We start from the raw sequence: 16,021 nt of genomic DNA on the forward strand, positions 1-16,021 counted from the left end.
CGGCGGGTGCGCGCCTTGCAGGGCCCGGGAGAGGCTTCGAGGCTTGGGGAACGGGACGATGCGGCCTGAGACGATCGCGATCCATGCCGGCTACGAGGACGACCCGACCACCAAGGCGGTGGCGGTGCCGATCTACCAGACCGTCGCCTACGCGTTCGACAGCGCCGACCACGGCGCCGCCCTGTTCAACCTGGAACAGGACGGCTACCGCTACAGCCGCATCGCCAACCCGACCAACGCGGTGCTGGAGCGGCGCGTCGCGGACCTGGAGGGCGGGCACGCGGCGCTGAGCGTCGCGACCGGCCAGGCCGCGCTCCACTACGCCATCGCGACGCTCGCCGATTGCGGCGGCAACATCGTCTCGGTGCCCCAGCTCTACGGCACCACCCACACCCTCTTCGCCCACGTGCTGCCGCGCCAGGGCATCCGCACGCGCTTCGCCGCCAGCGACCAGCCCGAGGACGTCGCCCGCCTGATCGACCGCGAGACCCGCGCGGTCTATTGCGAGAGCATCGGCAACCCGGCCGGCAACATCTGCGACATCGCCGCGCTCGCCGAGGTCGCGCACGCCCGCGGCGTGCCGCTGGTGGTCGACAACACGGTCGCGACCCCGATCCTGATGCGCCCCCTCGACCACGGGGCGGACATCGTGGTGGCTTCGCTCACCAAGTTCATGGGCGGCCACGGCACCACGCTCGGCGGCATCATCGTGGATGGCGGGCGCTTCGACTGGATGGCGCAGGCGGACCGCTTCCCGATGTTCTGCGAGCCGGACGCCTCCTATCACGGCCTCGTCTACGCCGAGCGGTTCGGGGCGGGCGCCTTCGCGGCCCGCGCGCGCAGCGTCTACCAGCGCACCACCGGCGCGGTGCTGAGCCCCTTGAGCGCCTTCCTGCTCCTCCAGGGCATCGAGACCGTGGCTTTGCGCGTCGAGCGCCACGTCGAGAACGCCCGCCGCGTGGCCGACTTCTTGCGCGACGACCCGCGCGTCGCCTGGGTGAACTACGCCGGCTTCCCGGACAGCCCGCACTACGCGATGGCCCGGAAGTATCTCGGCGGGCGCGCCTCCTCGCTCCTCACCTTCGGGGTGCGGGGCGGCTACGCGGGCGGGGCCGCCTTCTACGACGCCCTCGCCCTGGTCAAGCGGCTGGTCAACATCGGCGACGCCAAGTCGCTCGCCTGCCACCCGGCCTCGACCACCCACCGGCAGATGTCGCCGGAGGAGCAGCGCCACGCGGGCGTGCTGCCCGAGACCATCCGGATCTCGGTCGGCATCGAGCACATCGACGACATCCTGGCCGACCTCGATCAGGCGCTGACGGCCGCGAGCCGCAGCCTGATCCGCGCCGCCGAGTGATCCCCGGGAGGCCGCGATGCATCCCTCCGCCCTCGACCTGCCCGCACCGCGCCCGCGCCCCGCCGGGATCCCCGAGCGGCTCACGGTCGGCCTCCTCAACAACATGCCGGATGCCGCGCTCGCCGCGACCGAGCGCCAGTTCGCGCGGCTGCTCGGGCCGGGGGTACGCCTCCTGCGCTTTCACCTGCCGGAGATCGCCCGCGGCCCGCAGGCCGCCGCTTACCTCGGGCCCCGCTCGGCCCCCGCCGACGCCATGGAGAGCGCGGGGCTCGACGCGCTGATCGTCACGGGCTGCGAACCCCGGGCGGCCTCGCTGCCCGACGAGCCCTACTGGCCGGCGCTGACCCGGGCGATCGACTGGGCGGCCGAGCACACCGTCTCGACCCTGTTCTCCTGCCTCGCCGCCCATGCCGCCGTGCTGCATCGCGACGGGATCGCGCGGCGGCGGCTTCCAGCCAAGCGCTCGGGCGTGTTCGCCTGCCGGGCGACCGGCCGCCACCCGCTGCTCGCGGGCCTGCCCGATCCGCTGCCGGTGCCGCATTCCCGCTACAACGACCTGCCCGAGGCCGACCTCGCGGCCGCCGGCTACGCGGTGCTGACCCGCTCCGAGGAAGCCGGCGTCGACCTGTTCGTCAAGCCGGGACCGAGCCTGCTCGTCTTCCTGCAGGGGCATCCGGAATACGACCCCGACAGCCTCGCGCGCGAGTATCGCCGCGACCTCCTGCGCTATCGCGACGGCGAGCGCGCCGACCGGCCCCATCCGCCCGCCCATTACTTCGACCCGGAGGTCGCGGCCCGCCTGGCGGATGTCGCGGGCCGGCTGGCGCCCGGCGGGCAGGAGGATCCGCCGCCCTGCCCTGCGCCGGTCCGCGCGCCCTGGCCGGAGGCCGCCGCGGGCCTGTTCGCGAACTGGCTGGCGCTGGTGGGCGCCCGCCGCGGTCGCCTGGCCCGCACCGGCGCGCTCGCGGCTTCCTGAGATGGCGCCCGGTCCGCTTGGCCGATCCGTGGCCGCCCGCCTGTCGCGGCTGATGCGGGGCTCGGCGGCGCTCGCGGCGATGCGTCTTGGCGGCGCGGGCTTCGGCTTCGCCGCCCAGGCCCTGCTCGCCCGCATCGTCGGCGCCGAGGATCTCGGCCTGTTCTATGCGGCGACGAGCCTCGCGATCTTTGCCGGGCTCGTGGCCGCCCAGGGCTATCCGCAGATCGCGCCGCGCTTCGCGGTCCGCTACCGCGATGAGGCCCGGCAGGATCTGTTCGCGGCCTTCGTGACCCGTTCGGTCCGCGACGGCCTCGGCGCGGCGCTCGCCTTCGGGGCGCTGATCGCGGCGGCCAGCCTGTTCTGGCCGGGCCTTCCTCCGCAGACGCGCGCCTGCGGCGTCATCGCCGGCCTGATGGTGGTGGCGACCACCGCCCTCACCACCTTCACCAATCTCGCGGGCGCGCTGCGCCTGTTCGGCCTGTGCTACGTGCCCGAGGGCATCGTGCGGCCGGCCTGCTTCCTCCTGCTGGTGGCGGGGCTCGGGCTGGCGATGCCTGGGGCCTCGGGGGCGGTGGTGACGGGGCTCTTCGCCGGGCTCACCGGGCTCATCGCCGTGGTGCAGTTCAGGCTGATGCGCCGTCACCTGCCGGCGTGGCGCCGCCCGCGGCGCGCGGAGCGGCGGCTCGCGCGCCGCTGGCGGGCCGAGGCGCGCTCGCTGGTGCTGCTCTCGCTCTACACCAACATCTTCGCCGATCTCGGCATCCTGTGCGTGGCGCCCTTCCTTCCGCCGGCCGAGGTCGCGGTGTTCGGCCTGTGCCTGAAGCTCGCGCTGCTCGTCGGCTACGTGGTGCAGGTCACCCAGCAGATGGCGGTACCGGACTTCGCGGAGGCCCGCCAGGCCGGCGACCTCACGGCCATGCGGCGCATCGTGCGCCGGGCGATGCGGCTGCCGACCGCCGCGACCCTCGCGGCCCTCGCGGTCGTCCTGCTGGCGGGCGAGCCGCTGCTCGGCCTGTTCGGCCCCGAGTTCCGCCAGGGCGTGCCCGTGCTCGCGATCCTGATCGGCAGCCAGTTGCTGCGGGCGCTCGCCGGCCCGAGCGCCCATCTCCTCACCCTCACGGGCGCGCAGGGGCTCAATGCCCGCCTCTGCGTCGCGGCGCTGACCGTCCTCGTGCTCGCCAACCTCGCCCTCACGCCCGCCTTCGGCGTCGTCGGGGCGGCCCTGGCGGTGCTGGCGAGCTACGCCGCCTGGATCCTCGGCACCGCCGTGACGCTGCGCAGGCTCGGGGAGATCCGCACCGACGTGCTGGCGCTGTGGCCGGCCCGGATGGCGGCGGCCTGACGCGCACTATCTCTCCTCCATGCGATTCCGGATCGTCCCGGCGCCCGGCGGTGCGGCGGGGGCGGGGAGCCCACCATGACGCTCCCCGTCCCCCCCTGGCGCGCGTGGCTGTTCGCCGCCAAGACCTGCGCGGCGGCCCTGCTCGCGCTCGGCCTCGCGCTGTGGTTCGACCTGCCGCGGCCCTATTGGGCGATGGCGACCGTCTACATTACCGCGCAGGCCCTCGCGGGGGCGACGCGGGCCAAGGCCGCGTACCGGGTCGGCGGCACCCTGATCGGCGTCGCGGCGGCCGTGGCGCTGGTGCCCAACCTCGTCGGTGCGCCGGAACTGCTCACCCTGGCGCTGGCGCTCTGGACGGCGGGCTGCCTCTATCTCTCGCTCCTCGACCGCACCCCGCGCAGCTACCTCTTCATGCTCGCCGGCTACACGGCGGCCCTGATCGGCTTCCCGGCCGTCACCGATCCGGCCGCGATCTTCGACACCGCCGTGGCGCGGGCCGAGGAGATCACGCTCGGCATCCTCTGCGCCGCCCTGGTGTCGAGCCTCGTCCTGCCGCAATCCGTCGCCCCGGTGGTGGCCGGGCGCATCGCCGCATGGCTGGAGGAGGCCGGCCGCTGGACCGGGGAGGTGCTGTCCGGCGGCGCCGAGGACCTGGAGGTGCGGGCACGGCGCCTGCGCCTCGCGGCGGATGCGGGCGAGATCGATCTCCTGGCCGCGCACCTCGCCTACGACACCTCGGCCCAGGCCACCGCCGCGCCCTGGGTGCGCACCCTGCGCGGGCGCATGCTGATGCTGCTGCCGGTGCTCTCGTCCCTCGACGACCGCATCCGGGCGCTTCGTGCCGTCTCGGGCCTGACGCGGGATCTGCGCGACCTCCTGGGCGCCGTCGAGGCGTGGTCGAAGGCCGGCGCCCCGCGCGGGGACGAGCCCGCCCTGCAGGCCCGCATCGCGGAAGCCGAGCGCGGCCTGCCGCCGAACCCCGACTGGGCCTGCCTGCTGCGGGCGAGCCTGCTCGACCGGCTGCGCGAACTCGTCGCCCTCTCGCGGGATTGCCGCACCCTGGAGGAGCATGTCGCCCGCGGCGGCGGCCCGCTGCGCGAGGATCTCGCCTTCGGGGGCGAGTTCGCCGCCAGGGCGCCGCTCCACCGGGACCACGGCATGGCCCTGCGCTCCGCCCTGGGCGTGATCGTCTCCATGAGCCTGTGCACGGCTTTGTGGATCGCCACCGCGTGGCCGGACGGGGCGACGGCCGCCATGATGGCGGCGGTACTGTGCTGCCTGTTCGCCGCCAAGGACGACCCAACCCCCTCCATCCTGGGCTTCGCGCAATGGTCGGCGGTGGCGGCAGTCGGGGCCGGCGTGCTGCTGTTCGGAGTGCTGCCCCGGGTGCACGATGCCGTGACGCTGGCGCTCGTGCTCGCACCGCCGCTCCTGCTCTGCGGCCTGCTGATGGCGAACCCGGCCACGGCCGCGGCCGGCACTGCACTCGGCGTCAACGGCAACGCCCTCCTGGCGATCCAGGATCGCTACAACGCCGAGTTCTCCTCCTTCGTGAATTCGAGCATGGCCCTCATCGCCGGCATCTGGATCGCCGCCCTCGTCACCCAGCTCACCCGCGCGGTGGGGGCGCAGCAGGGCGCATGGCGGCTGCTCGCCGCGAACCGCCGCGACCTCGCGCGGGCGGCCGAGAGGCGCGGGCGCGGCGACCGCGTCGCCTTCGCGTCGCTGATGCTCGACCGGATCGGGCTTCTCGTGCCCCGCCTCGCCGCCGCGCCGGCCGGGAGCGCGCTGCGGCGCGTCGACACCCTGGCGGAGCTGCGCGTCGGCATGAACCTCGTCGTGCTGCGCCGCGCCCGCCACGCCCTGCCGGGCGATCTCGTCGGCCTCCTCGACGGGGTGCTGGACGGCGTGGCGCGTCACTACCGCCGCCCGCCGGGCACGGCCGATTCGGGCCTCATCGCCGGCATCGACGCCGCCCTGCGGGTGATCGGGGCCGCGCCCGGCTCCGGCCCGCAGGACGGGTCCGGTCCGGAGGACGGGTCCGGTCTGCAGGACCGGCAGAACGTGAGTCAGGATGGTCGGCGCGATGCGCTGCTCGGCCTCGCAGGCCTGCGCCGCGGCCTCTGCCCGGATGCGCCGCCCTACGAGCCCCATCCCGCCGGGCTGCGGGAGGCGGCCTGATGCCCGACATCGACCTCTACGGCGTGTTCGTGCCGGCCCTGCTCGTCTACGCGGTGCTGGCCTTCGGCGTGAGCCTCGTCCTGCGCCGCCTTCTCGCCCGGGCCGGGCTCTACCGCTTCGTCTGGCACCGGCCGCTCTTCGATCTCGCCCTGACCGTCGTCTGCCTCGGCGCCATCGCGGCCGCGGCCGCGCGCCTGACCTGAGCCCGCCCTCCCATGTCCCGCCTCTTCCGCTTCCTCGGCCGCTTCGCCGTCACCGGCGCGCTCCTCGTCGTCGCCCTCGTCGTCGGGGTCGCCCTCTGGGACTACTACCTCGACGCGCCCTGGACCCGGGACGGGCGGGTGCGCGCCGAGGTGGTGGGCGTCGCCCCCGACGTCTCCGGGCTGGTGCGGGAAGTGGTCGTGCGCGACAACCAGGCGGTGACGCGCGGCGACGTGCTGTTCCGCATCGATCCGGAGCGCTTCGCGCTGGCGCTGCGGCAGGCCGAGGCGGTGGTGGCCGGGCGCAAGGCGACGCTCACCCAGGCCGAGGCCGACCTCGCGCGCTACCGCCAGCTCAGCGACAACGTGGTCTCGCAGCAGCGCCTCGAAGCCGCGCTCGCCACCGAGGAGGGGGCGCGGGCCGCCCACGACCAGGCGGTGGCCGACCGCGATCTCGCCAAGCTCAACCTCGACCGCTCCGAGGTGCGGGCCGCCGTCAACGGCCGCATCACGAACCTGGATCTGCGCCCGGGCGCCTACGTGGCGACCGGCCGGGCCGTGATGGCGCTCGTCGACAGCGACACGCTGCACGTCGAGGGCTATTTCGAGGAGACGAAGCTCCACCGGATCCGCATCGGCGATCCGGTCAGCGTCCACCTGATGGGCGGCGGCGTGGATCTCTCGGGCCGCGTCGAGAGCGTGGCCGCCGGCATCGAGGATCGCGAGCGCGGCGCGAGTGCGAACCTGCTGGCCAACATCAACCCGACCTTCGCCTGGGTGCGCCTCGCCCAGCGCGTCCCGGTGCGGATCGCCCTCGATCCCTCGCCCGAGGCCCGCCAGCTCACGATCGGGCGGACCGCGACCGTGGTGGTGCGCCCGGCCGATGGTGCCGAGCCGCGCCCCCTCGGCGGGCTGTGGCGCGGCTGGGAGGCGCTGAAGGGCAACCTCGCCGGGCAGCGCCGCAGCTGAGGAGCGCTTCCCCCGAGGGAGGACGGCCCTACCTCCGCAGCGAAGCCGGGACGGCAAGCCGGCTCAGGAGGATCCCCCGATGGCAGAGCAGGAGCTGGACGCGCTCGGCACCCGCACGGTGCAGCGGATCACCCGGCGGCTGATGCCGCTCCTCGGCCTGATGTACCTGATCGCCTACATCGACCGGCAGAACATCTCGTACGCCAAGCTGCAGATGGTGGGGGATCTCGGACTGAGCGAGGCCGCCTACGGCCTCGGCGCGTCCCTGTTCTTCGTCGCCTACTTCCTGTTCGAGGTGCCGGCGAACGTGGTGCTGGAGAAGGTCGGCGCCCGGCTGTGGTTCACCCGGATCATGGCGACCTGGGGCGTCATCACGATCCTGCTCGGCTTCACGCAGGGCACGGCGATGTTCTACGTGCTGCGCTTCCTGCTCGGCGCCGCGGAGGCGGGCTTCTTTCCCGGGGTGCTGTTCGCCCTCACCCTGTGGTTCCCGCAGAGCCACCGCGGGCGCATGGTCGGCTGGTTCATGATCGCGAGCGCGCTGGCGAACGCGGTCGGCGCGGCGATCGGCGGCGCGCTCCTCGACCTCGACGGCCTACTGTCCCTGCGCGGCTGGCAATGGGTGTTCGTGGCGACCGGCCTGCCCGCGGTCCTGCTCGCCGTCTATGTCTTCTTCGCCCTGCCGGACGGCCCGCAATCGGCCCGCTGGCTCCCGGCCGAGGAGAAGCGATGGCTCGCCGATTCGCTCGCCCGCGAGGCCGCCGCCACCCCGCGCACCGAGCATGCGAACCCCTTCCGGGTGCTCCTCGACCGGCGCGTGCTGATCCTGGCGCTCCTCTACGTGGCCTTCCCGCTCGCCGCCTACGGGCTGAGCTACTGGCTGCCGACCGTCGTGAAGGGCTTCGGGGTGTCCAACACCGTCAACGGCTTCCTCAACGTGATCCCGTGGGCAGTGGTGGCGCTCGCGCTCTGGTGGGTCCCGCGCCACGCCGCCAGGACCGGCGAGACCACGTGGCACATCGCCGGCCCGGCGCTGATCGGCGCGACCGCCCTGACGCTCAGCGTGGTGGTGCCGGGGGCGGCCCTGAAGTTCATCTGCCTGTGCGTCGCGGCCGCCGGCATCTTCTCGGGGCAGCCGGTCTTCTGGTCACTGCCGCCGACCTTCCTGCGCGGGGCGACCGCGGCGGCGGGCATCGCGGCGATCAACTCGGTGGGCAATCTCGGCGGCTTCGTCGCCCAGAACGCCGTGCCGTGGATCCGCGACCGCACCGGCAGCGATCTGACCCCGATGCTCTTCCTGGCCGCCTGCCTGCTCGTCGGCGTCGTGATGGTGTTCGTCGCCCAGGCGGTGCTGCGACGCCCGGCCCCCGGATCCTCCTCCGACCTGACCTTGGCCGGGCGGTAGCGCCTCCGCGTCTTAAACTCCTGATTTTATAGCATTTATCCCCTTTTTCGGCTGATTGGCTCCGATAGGGGATAATTTCCTTTTTTTGAATGACTTGTTCGGAACTTCCCGTATCCTTGCTTCATCACGAGCGGAGCCCTGAGGTGCCGTACGTCGATTGGACGGGCGAGCAGGTGCGCCAGATGGTCGACACGGAGCAGGTCTTCGTGGCGTATCGCCTCGCGCGCAAGGACCTCGACGAACGCTTCGCGGGCGCTTTGTCCTGGAAGACCGTCCAGGGGCATGACTACCTGTACAGGAAAAAATCCGGTATCTGGAAGTCGATCGGCCCGCGCAACGCCGAGACCGAGAAGACCTACGAACAGTTCCAGGCCGGCCGATCGAGCACCCGGGAGCGCGTGGCGAGGCTGGCCGGGCGCCTCGACGCACTCTCGCCCGTGAACCGGGCGCTGGGCATCGGGCGCGTGCCACAGGTGACGGCTCGGATCGTCCGGGCCCTTCGGGACGCGGGCCTGCTCGGCGGAGCGATCGAGATCGTCGGCACCAACGCGCTCTACGCCTACGAACGGATGGCCGGCGTGCGCATCGCGAGCGCGTCGCTCGCCACCGGGGACATTGACCTCCTGTTCGATGCCCGCGCCCGGCTGAAGCTGGTCGGCGAGGGCGTGGCGACGACCGGCCTCGTCGGCCTGCTGCGCAAGGTCGACCGCTCGTTCGCACCGACGAGCGCAGGCAGCTTTCGGGCGACGAACGCGGACGGCTACATGGTCGACCTGATCCAGCCGACGCCGAAGCACCGCATGACGCGCGCCCGCCGCAACCGGATCGGGTCCTCGGGCGATGATCTGACGGCCGTCGAGATCGACGGTCTGGCTTGGCTGGTCAATGTCCCGCGCCACACGACGACGATCATCGACGAGAGAGGCTATCCGCTCGACATCGTTGTGCCGGATCCACGTGCCTTCGCGCTCCACAAGGCGTGGCTCGCCGGGCGTGGCGACCGGGATCCCGCGAAGCGGGGGCGGGACGCAGCACAGGCCCGCCTCGTGGCCGATCTGGTCGCGACCCGCCTGCCGCTGCTGCGCTTCGACGACCCGGCGCTCGGCACCCTGCCGCAGGAGCTGCGCGCCCTCGCGGGCGATCTGGCCGCGCATCCGGCCTCCGCCGAGGACGAGGGCAGGCTGACACCCGGCTGGTGAGGCCCATCATCGCAGCGAGACGAACGCCGCCGCGAGAACCAAGCCCCACAGGAGCCCGCAGGCCGTGCGGTAGAGCGCGAGGGCGCGCCCGATATCGGCGGCGGTGGCCTCCGCCCGGCCGTCGCCCATCCAGTGGTCGTCCACCCGGGTGGTACCGTAGATGCGCGGGCCGGCGAGCCGCAGGCCGAGGGCGCCCGCCATCGCGGCCTCGGGCCAGCCGGCATTGGGGGAGCGGTGGCGGCGCGCGTCGCGGCGCACCGCCCGCATGGCTCCGCGGGCCGAGCAGCCGGGGCGCAGGAGCGCCGCCCCGATCAGCAGCGCCGCGGTGAGCCGCGAGGCCGGGAGGTTCACAAGGTCGTCGAGGCGCGCCGCCGCCCAGCCGAAGGCGGCGTGCCGCGGCGTGCGGTGGCCGATCATGCTGTCGGCGGTGTTCACCGCCTTGTAGAGCGCGCCGCCCGGCAGGCCCGCGGCCCCGATCCAGAAGGCGGGGGCCACCACCCCGTCGGAAAAATTCTCCGCGAGGCTCTCGATCGCGGCGCGGCAGACCGCCGCCTCGTCAAGGGTCTCGGGGTTGCGCCCGACGATCATCGACACCGCCCGGCGCCCGCCCGCGAGGCCTCCCTCCGTCAGGCCCGCGGCGACGCGCGCCACGTGCTCGTGCAGGCTGCGCTGCGCCGGCAGGCTCGCGGCGAAGAGGCCGCACAGGATGATCCCGAACCCGCTCGCCTGCGCGGCGAGGGTCAGCAGGAGGGCGCCCGCGGCCGTGGCGGCGAGGACGAGCGCGAGGGCGAGAAGGCCGGCCGCCCGGCGCTGCGCCGGGGCCGCCCCCTCCCGGTTGAGGCTGCGGTCGAGGGCGGCGATGAGGCGGCCGATCCAGGTGACAGGATGGCCGAGCGCCCTGTAGAGGCGGTCGGGATAGCCGAGGGCCGCCTCCGCCGCGAGGGCGAGGGCGAGCACGAGGAGGCTGTCGGGCGGATGCAGCAGGGCGGGCATGGCGGCTCAGGGACCGATCCGGCACGGGGGCGATCTCGGCGAGGCGCGCCGGCTCTTTCCCGACGCGCCCGAGCCGTGGATCGATCTCTCGACCGGGATCAATCCGATCCCCTATCCGTGCCCGGCCGTCGAGGCCAGCCTGTGGCAGCGCCTGCCCGACCCCGCCGCCCTGCGCCGCCTGGAGGAGGAGGCCGCGCGGGCCTATCGCGCCGAGCCGGACCATGTCGTCGCCGCCCCGGGCACGCAGGCGCTGATCGAGGTGCTGCCGCGGCTGCGGGCGCCGGGCCGGGTGGCGGTGCTCGGGCCGACTTACGCCGAGCACGCCGCCGCTTGGCTGCGGGGCGGCCACGCGGTCGCGGAGACGCACGCGCTCGCCGCGATGACCGGGGCCGAGGTCGCGGTGGTGGTCAACCCCAACAATCCCGACGGGCGGACGCACAGCCGGGCCGACCTCGCGGATCTCGCGGGCGCGGTCGCGGCGCGGGACGGTCTGCTCGTCGCGGACGAGGCCTTCGCGGATCTGGAGCCGGTCGAGAGCCTGTGCGTGGCGGTGCCGGCCGGCGCGGTGGTGCTGCGCTCCTTCGGCAAGACCTACGGATTGGCCGGGCTGCGCCTCGGCTTCGCGGTGGCGCGGCCCCCGCTGATCGGGCGGATCCGCGCCGCGCTCGGACCCTGGGCGGTGTCGGGGCCAGCCATCGCCATCGGGTGCGCCGCTCTCGCGGATGCGGGGTGGCGGCAGCGTGCCGCGCTGGAGCGCGGACGGGATGCGCAGCGCCTCGACGGTCTCCTCGCGGCGGCGGGGGGAGGGATCGTCGGCGGCACGCGGCTGTTTCGCACCGCCGCCTTCGCGGATGCGCCGGGCCTCTTCGCCCGCCTCGGCCGGGCCGGCCTGTTCGTGCGCCGCTTCGAGGCCGCGCCGGATCACCTCCGCTTCGGCCTGCCGGGGGATGAGGCGGCGTGGCGGCGCCTCGAAGACGCGCTCGGCACCCTCCACAGGGACGCCCCCGCGTGACCCTGGCGACACGGCCGCGCCATCAAAAAGGCCCAAAAAACCGGGACCTCACGGCGGACCCGCAGGGTCGGTCCCGCCCCGCTCCCCAGCCACACGGTGCGCCTCGTTGACCCTCGCCGACGAGGAGCGCACAACCAAGCGTGGCCGTGGCTCCGCGCTGGGGATGACGGGGCCGGGAGGCCGGGCGGACGGAGGCAGGACGAAGCGGTATGAGCGTGGACGAGGTCAAGCGGCGCGACAGGCTCGGCAGCGTCATCGCCTTCGCGCGGCGCACGCTGCCCGAGCTGCGCCGGGATGCCGAGACGATCGAGCCTGTCGATGCGCCGAAGGGTCCGCGCCTGCTGCAGGTGCTGAAGCCGCTGCGCTGGACCCGCATTCCGGCCGCCTCCGGCGAGGATTTCAAGCCCCCGAAGGTCGCCGTGCGCCTCGCGCGCAGCTTCGGCCTGTTCGTCGGCCTGCCGACCGCGCTCATCGCCTTCTACCTGTTCGCGATCGCCTCGGACCAGTACGTGGTCGAGGCCCGCTTCGCGGTGCGCGGCGAAGTCGAGCCGGTCGGCGACGTCCGACTCAACGAGTATTCCGGTCTGATCCAGAAGAACAACAGTCAGGACACCTACATCGTCCGCGAGTTCATCCGCAGCAAGCCGATGCTGGAGAGCGCCCAGGCGGCGCTCAACGTGGCGGGCATGTTCACGCGTCGCGAGGCCGACTTCTGGGCGCGCTACTCCGGCGAGACGCCGGTGGAGGAGCTGCTGAAGTACTGGCGCAAGCACGTGACCTCCCAGATCGATCTGATCTCGGGCATCATCACCCTGAAGGTGCGCGCCTTCACGCCCGACGATTCGCTGGCGATCGCCAAGCACGTCGTGGCGCGGTCCGAGGCCCTGGTGAACCAGATCTCGGCCCGGGCGCAGGAGGACATGATCCGCCACAGCCGCGAGGAGGTGGAGAAGGCCGGCGAGCGCCTGAAGCGCGCGCACATGGCCCTCAACGCCTTCCGCAACCGCTGGGGCATCATCGATCCGATCAAGTCGGCGGAGGCGACGTTCACCACGCTGCTCTCGCTGCGCAAGGACAAGATCAAGCTGGAGAACGACCTGCAGGTGCTGCGCTCCTCGTCGCTCGACGAGAAGTCCCGGTCGATCCAGGCGATCGTGGCGAACGTCGCGGCGATCGACCACCAGATGAAGGTGCTGCAGGACTCGATCGCGAGCGAGGGCGTGGCGGTCGACGCGCCCAATGCCGCCAAGGCGCTGCTCGAATTCGAGAAGCTGCAGATCGAGCGCACCATCGCCGAGCGCCTGAACGAGTCCGCGATCCTGATCCTCGAGCGTGCGCGCATCGCGGCAAGCAAGCAGCACGTCTATCTGGCGACCTTCGTGCCGCCGACCGTCCCGCACTTCGCCGCCATGCCGGAGCGCGGCCACGACCTGTTCACCGCGTTCTTCTGCCTGTTCATGGGCTGGGGCTGTATCAAGCTCCTGGTCGCGGGCATCAAGGACCACAATCTCTGAGCGGGGCGCGACCGCGGAGAAGGAGGCCGCCGTGTCGGACTTCACCGACCTGATCGCCCGGGCGGTCTCCCCGTCGATGTCCCGTGCAGAGCGGGAGGCCGTCTACGGGGTGGTGCGCCAAGCCATGCGCCGGCTGCAGGAGCGCGATGCCCTCGACCCGGCGGATGCCCGCGCCCAGCTTCAGGCGCATTTCGTCGAGGAGACGATCTGGGAGGTCGAGGGGCTGATCACCCGCCACCTCGCCCGCCAGACCATCGAGGCGGCCGAGCGCGGCCAAGTCTCCGCACCACCGCCCTGACCCGGCCGGCGGACGCGAAAAAAAGCTCTCGCGCCCCGGGACCTTGAACGACGGCCGATGCGTTCCCCACCGTCAGGCTTCGCGCCCTCACGACGGATCGACCGGCCCCCGCCATGAACGTTCAGATCACGACGAAACCCGCGCCGCCCGAGCCGGCCCTCATCCGCCGCTCGCGGATCAGGGAGGGCCAGCCGTTTCCCCTCGGGGCGACCTGGGACGGGCTCGGCGTCAATTTCGCGTTGTTCTCGGCCCATGCGACCCGGGTCGAGCTGTGCTTGTTCGACGACAGCGGCGAGACCGAGATCGAGCGCATCGACCTGCCGGAATACACGGACGAGGTGTGGCACGGCTACCTGCCGGACGCCCGGCCCGGCACGATCTACGCCTACCGGGTCCACGGTCCCTACGAGCCCGAGGCCGGGCACCGCTTCAACCCCAACAAGCTCCTGCTCGACCCCTACGCCAAGGCGCTGGTGGGGTCGGTGACGTGGAACCCGGCCCTGTTCGGCTACGTGATGGAGAGCGGCGACGATCTGAGCTTCGACGAGCGCGACAGCGCCAAGTTCACCCGCAAGTGCCGGGTGATCGATCCGGCCTTCACCTGGGGGCGCGACCAGAAGCCGGACGTTCCCTGGGACCGCACCATCATCTACGAGACCCACGTCAAGGGCTTCACCAAGCTGCATCCCGCCGTGCCGGAACGCCTGCGCGGCACCTATGCGGGCCTCGGCACCAAGCCGGTGCTCGACTACATCCGCAGCCTCGGCGTCACCTCGGTGGAATTGCTGCCGGTCCATTCCTTCGTGAACGACAGCTACCTCCTCGACAAGGACCTGGTGAATTACTGGGGCTACAACACGCTCTCGTTCTTCGCGCCCGCGCGGCGCTACGCGGCGGTGCCGGATTTCGCCTTCTCCGAGTTCAAGGAGATGGTGGCGCGCCTGCACGGCGCCGGCCTCGAAGTGATTCTGGACGTGGTCTACAACCACACCGCCGAGGGCAACGAGCGCGGGCCGACCCTGTCCTTCAAGGGCATCGACAACGCCTCCTACTACCGGCTGCTGCCCGACCAGAAGCGCTACTACATCAACGACACCGGCACCGGGAACACCGTGAACCTCTCGCACCCCCGCGTGCTGCAGATGGTGACGGATTCCCTGCGCTACTGGGCCACCGAGATGCGGGTCGACGGCTTCCGCTTCGACCTCGCGACGATCCTCGGCCGCGAGCCCTACGGCTTCGACGAGGGCGGCGGCTTCCTCGATTCCTGCCGCCAGGACCCGGTGCTCTCCTCCGTCAAGCTGATCGCCGAGCCGTGGGATTGCGGCCCCGGCGGCTACCAGGTGGGGGGCTTCCCGCCGGGCTGGGCGGAGTGGAACGACCGCTTCCGCGACGACGTGCGCGGCTACTGGCGGGGCGACGAGGGTCTGCTGCCGGCGCTGGCCGAGCGGATCACCGGCTCGGCCGACAAGTTCAACAAGCGCGGGCGCCGGCCCTGGGCCTCGGTGAACTTCATCACCGCCCATGACGGCTTCACGCTCAACGACACCGTTTCGTACAACGAGAAGCACAACGCGGCGAACGGCGAGGACAACCGCGACGGCCACTCGCACAACCTCTCGGCCAATTACGGGGTCGAGGGACCGACAGACGATCCGGAGATCCGGGCGGTGCGCCTGCGCCAGATGCGCAACCTGCTGGCGACGCTGCTCCTGTCCCGCGGCACCCCGATGCTGCTCGCCGGCGACGAGTTCGCCCGCACCCAGAAGGGCAACAACAACGCCTATTGCCAGGACAACGCGATCTCCTGGGTCGATTGGACGGCGATCGGAGCGGAGGAGCGCGACCTCGCGGAGTTCACCCAGCGCCTGCTGATCCTGCGCAAGGCCATGCCGATGCTGGGGCGTGGGCGCTTCCTCACCGGCGCCTACGATGAGGAGCTTGGCGTCAGGGACGTGACGTGGCTCACGCCCGCGGGCGTCGAGATGACCCCGGAGAACTGGAACGACGGCGGCGCCCGCTCGCTGGCGGTGCTGCTCGACGGCCGGGCCCAAACGAGCGGCATCCGCCGCCGCGGCTCGGAGGCGACCCTGCTGCTGCTGTTCAACGCCTACCACGACATGGTGCAGTTCACGCTGCCCGAGGTGGTGGGGGGCGATGCCTGGATGCGGGTGCTCGACACCAACCTGTCCGATACCCAGGATCTCGCGCGGTTCGACATCGGCCACATCTACGACGTCACCGGCCGCTCCATGCTGCTGTTCGTGCTGCGGCCGGCCGAGGTCGATCACGCCACCGAGACTTGGCGCTCCTACCAGCACGTCATCCAGGCCTTCGAGCGGGCGGAATCCGAGTCGGTGGCCTTCGCGACCGCCGAGGACGCCTGATACCATCGCCCCAGGATGCGGACGCATCGATCTCGATCCCGGGCAAGCCCGGGATCGACGGGGCCGATGACCCATCTCGACGTGTCGATGCCACGCCAGAGGCTTGGCGACACATCGAGAACGCAACCAACGGTCGTTGACAACGACCGTTGGTACGAGGTGCCTGACGCAGCGATGAGGCCGGCGGC

At 72.4% G+C, this 16,021-nt stretch carries 13 protein-coding genes; 12 read left to right on the forward strand and 1 reads right to left on the reverse strand.

Features of this window, described 5'->3' with window-relative positions; translation table 11 throughout:
- The first annotated feature begins 58 nt into the window (after window positions 1–58).
- The 8 genes from MFF61_RS18890 to MFF61_RS18925 all read left to right on the forward strand — a co-directional run bounded on the left by MFF61_RS18890 (window position 59) and on the right by MFF61_RS18925 (window position 9,629).
- A complete protein-coding gene (locus MFF61_RS18890; RefSeq protein ID WP_238236995.1) occupies window positions 59–1,357 on the forward strand; it encodes an O-acetylhomoserine aminocarboxypropyltransferase/cysteine synthase family protein in 1,299 nt (432 codons plus the stop codon).
- A gap of 16 nt (window positions 1,358–1,373) precedes the next feature.
- Window positions 1,374–2,333, forward strand: coding sequence for a homoserine O-succinyltransferase MetA (metA, locus tag MFF61_RS18895; RefSeq protein WP_238236997.1), 960 nt, complete (start codon window positions 1,374–1,376; stop codon window positions 2,331–2,333).
- A gap of 1 nt (window position 2,334) precedes the next feature.
- Window positions 2,335–3,675: a lipopolysaccharide biosynthesis protein gene (locus MFF61_RS18900; RefSeq protein WP_238236999.1), complete on the forward strand. Its 1,341-nt coding sequence runs from the start codon at window positions 2,335–2,337 to the stop codon at window positions 3,673–3,675.
- Window positions 3,676–3,750: 75 nt separating this feature from the next.
- On the forward strand, window positions 3,751–5,856 hold the full coding sequence (locus tag MFF61_RS18905) for an FUSC family protein (protein WP_238237002.1): 2,106 nt from the start codon (window positions 3,751–3,753) through the stop codon (window positions 5,854–5,856).
- A complete protein-coding gene (locus tag MFF61_RS18910; RefSeq protein WP_238237004.1) occupies window positions 5,856–6,059 on the forward strand; it encodes a DUF1656 domain-containing protein in 204 nt (67 codons plus the stop codon). The genes MFF61_RS18905 and MFF61_RS18910 overlap by 1 nt, the downstream gene beginning before the upstream one ends.
- Window positions 6,060–6,071: 12 nt before the next feature.
- Window positions 6,072–7,025, forward strand: coding sequence for an efflux RND transporter periplasmic adaptor subunit (locus tag MFF61_RS18915; protein WP_238237006.1), 954 nt, complete (start codon window positions 6,072–6,074; stop codon window positions 7,023–7,025).
- Between the two features lie 79 nt (window positions 7,026–7,104).
- Complete coding sequence (locus MFF61_RS18920) at window positions 7,105–8,430, forward strand: MFS transporter (protein ID WP_238237008.1); 1,326 nt, start codon at window positions 7,105–7,107, stop codon at window positions 8,428–8,430.
- A gap of 143 nt (window positions 8,431–8,573) precedes the next feature.
- On the forward strand, window positions 8,574–9,629 hold the full coding sequence (locus tag MFF61_RS18925; RefSeq protein WP_238237010.1) for a GSU2403 family nucleotidyltransferase fold protein: 1,056 nt from the start codon (window positions 8,574–8,576) through the stop codon (window positions 9,627–9,629).
- Window positions 9,630–9,635: 6 nt separating this feature from the next.
- Here MFF61_RS18925 and cbiB read toward each other — a convergent pair whose 3' ends face one another.
- Window positions 9,636–10,622 (reverse strand): adenosylcobinamide-phosphate synthase CbiB, encoded by a 987-nt coding sequence (gene cbiB / locus MFF61_RS18930; RefSeq protein ID WP_238237012.1) that lies wholly within the window; start codon window positions 10,620–10,622, stop codon window positions 9,636–9,638.
- On the opposite strand from cbiB, the gene cobD reads away from it, so the two are divergent.
- From cobD to glgX, 4 genes are all read left to right on the forward strand, one after another.
- Window positions 10,621–11,634 (forward strand): threonine-phosphate decarboxylase CobD, encoded by a 1,014-nt coding sequence (gene cobD, locus MFF61_RS18935; protein WP_238237014.1) that lies wholly within the window; start codon window positions 10,621–10,623, stop codon window positions 11,632–11,634. The two genes, cbiB and cobD, sit on opposite strands and share 2 nt — an antisense overlap.
- A gap of 209 nt (window positions 11,635–11,843) precedes the next feature.
- Window positions 11,844–13,148, forward strand: a complete 1,305-nt coding sequence (locus MFF61_RS18940) for a KpsE/RkpR family capsule polysaccharide export protein (protein WP_238237017.1) — start codon at window positions 11,844–11,846, stop codon at window positions 13,146–13,148.
- 31 nt (window positions 13,149–13,179) lie between these two features.
- Complete coding sequence (locus tag MFF61_RS18945) at window positions 13,180–13,446, forward strand: hypothetical protein (protein WP_238237019.1); 267 nt, start codon at window positions 13,180–13,182, stop codon at window positions 13,444–13,446.
- 113 nt (window positions 13,447–13,559) lie between these two features.
- Window positions 13,560–15,833, forward strand: a complete 2,274-nt coding sequence (gene glgX, locus MFF61_RS18950) for a glycogen debranching protein GlgX (RefSeq protein ID WP_238237026.1) — start codon at window positions 13,560–13,562, stop codon at window positions 15,831–15,833.
- The last annotated feature ends 188 nt before the right edge of the window (window positions 15,834–16,021 follow it).

It is taken from the genome of Methylobacterium isbiliense (genome assembly GCF_022179325.1).
GTDB lineage: Bacteria > Pseudomonadota > Alphaproteobacteria > Rhizobiales > Beijerinckiaceae > Methylobacterium > Methylobacterium isbiliense.